Origin of the sequence: uncultured Leptotrichia sp. (genome assembly GCF_938036635.1) — a bacterium.
GTDB lineage: Bacteria > Fusobacteriota > Fusobacteriia > Fusobacteriales > Leptotrichiaceae > Leptotrichia > Leptotrichia hongkongensis.
In genome coordinates this window covers 1-2,279 of sequence record NZ_CALHQO010000330.1, presented here as the reverse complement: position 1 = coordinate 2,279, position 2,279 = coordinate 1, and the positions used below count along the sequence as shown (strand labels likewise).

2 protein-coding genes are annotated in these 2,279 nt (G+C 30.5%); both read right to left on the bottom strand.

Features of this window, described 5'->3' with window-relative positions; genetic code table 11:
- Positions 1-76 precede the first annotated feature (76 nt).
- Positions 77-1,534: a D-alanyl-D-alanine carboxypeptidase family protein gene (locus Q0370_RS06590; protein ID WP_299573689.1), complete on the bottom strand. Its 1,458-nt coding sequence runs from the start codon at positions 1,532-1,534 to the stop codon at positions 77-79.
- A gap of 30 nt (positions 1,535-1,564) precedes the next feature.
- Complete coding sequence (gene nth / locus Q0370_RS06585; RefSeq protein WP_299573686.1) at positions 1,565-2,215, bottom strand: endonuclease III; 651 nt, start codon at positions 2,213-2,215, stop codon at positions 1,565-1,567.
- Between the last annotated feature and the right edge of the window lie 64 nt (positions 2,216-2,279).

The window sequence follows — 2,279 nt, the reverse complement described above, 5'->3', positions numbered from 1 at the left end:
TTCATCTAAATTACATTATATTTATATCAGATAAATAAAAAAAGAGCCATTTAATTTCTAAACAGCTCAATTTTTTTTATGCAAGTCCAAGTGTTATAAACCTCAAAATACGTCTAAATAAAGACAACTGCTTATAATCATTCTGTGCCACAATATCAACAGTTCCTACAACCTTGTTATCATTTGACAGAACTTCAAGTTTACCTATTACATCTCCTTTGGAAATTCCTTCTTTTTCAGCTGAGACTTGTAAATCTTTTACTTCAAATTTATAATTTGTATTATCAATCTGGTAGACATTTGTTGTTAAAACACCTTTTATTTCTTTTGCTTCAGCATTTTTTACCTTAAACTTTTTATTAATTTCCTGTCCTGCCTTGTAAACTGGTATCATACGTTTTTCCAGCTGTGTAAATTCCTGCTTCTGATCTTCCGTTCTGGCATCGTCACTCTTATTTCCCAATGTGACTGAAATGATTTCAAGATTTCCTATTTTACTTGATACTATTATATTGTATCCAGCTTGTGCATGAAATCCAGTCTTCAGACCGTAAATTCCAAATTGATCCAAAAGATGATTTCTATTATTATAAACAACATCTTCTCCTGCTGAATTTTGCAGCACCAATTCTGATTCTTTCATCCAAGCACGTAATCTTTCATCTCTTATAGCTCTTTTTCCAAGCAAATACATGTCATAAGCCGTTGAAACATCCATATTCTTTTTTGTCATTGAAGTTGGAAGACCAGCTGGAGTATAATAACGGGTATCATTCATTCCAAGTTCTTTTGCCTTATCATTCATCAATTTTACAAAATTATCAAAATTCCCTTTTCCTATGTGATATGCTACTAAATATGCAGCATTATTGGCTGAATATATTATCTCTGCACGAAGTAAATCTTTTAAAGTATAACAATCTCCTGCTTTAGCATTTAGCCAACTTCCACCCATATTTACTATTTCAGGAGTAAAGCAGACTTTATCATCAAGTTTTGCATTTCCTCTATCAATTTGTTCAAGTGCAACTAAAATATTCATAACTTTTGTAAGTGATGCTATAGGATGTTTTTTTCTTGACATTTTATCCTTTAAAACTTTTCCATCTTCAGTTGCAATAAATTTTATTACTTCGCCATAATAGTGAGAAACTCCTTCATGCTCATGTTCTATAGCTTTTACGACTTTTTTCTTCTGAACAGCCTTTTTAACATTTTTTGCTGATTTATTTTCATCAGTTTCTTCATCTTTTTCTTGAATGCTATTTTTCTTTGAATTTGAAACGTTTTCATTAAAATATTCGTGTTTTCTTTTTTTATTATGTCCTAAATGCTTTTCTTTTCCTCTTTTTGTTGCCTGTTCAACCTCATCATACTTGTTATCAGTCGAAACATTTTTCTTTTCTTCCTTAATGACAGGATTACTTTCCTTAGAAACAGTCCCGCCATTTTCCTGCTCTCCTTCCGCATAGGCTAAAATTGCAAATAATGCAATTACTCCAAATATCAAAACTCTTTTTACCCTTTTAACCATTCTTTTCCTTTCTCCATTCATATTATAAAATTATTTATTATTTTTCAAATTATCTAAATTATACTTACAATATTCTCTAATTTCGCATATATCACACTTTGGCTTCCTTGCAATGCACTTATCTCTTCCATGTAAAATCATGTAATGCGAATATACAAACCAGTCTTTTTTGGGAATAAGTTTCATAAGTTCCCTTTCTATGATTTCAGGATTATCATTTTTCACAAATCCTATACGGTTTGACAGCCTTTTAACATGTGTATCAACAACAATTCCTTCCCTAATATTCCACAGCTCCCCAAGGACAACATTTGCAGTTTTTCTTCCAACGCCTGGCAATTCTATTAATTTTTCAAGTTCCTTTGGAATTATATCATTATATTTTTCTAACATCATTTCAGCATTTAACTTTATATTTTTAGCTTTATTTTTATAGAAGCCTGTTGATTTTACATATTTTTCTAATGTCTTCAAGTCCATTTTTCTAATATCTTTCGGCTCTCTTACTACTTTGAAAAGCTCTTTTGTAACAATATTTACACGAGCATCAGTACATTGAGCCGATAAAATTACTGCTATCATCAGCTGGTAAGGTGTTTCAAACTCTAGTGCAGCTTTTGGGCTGCCAAACTTTTCTTCTAATATTGGGAATATTTTTTTCAATCTTTCCTTTTTTGTCATTTTCTCTCCCAAAAAAAATTTCTTTCAAAAATTAATACTGTTAAAATTTATCAATTATATATTT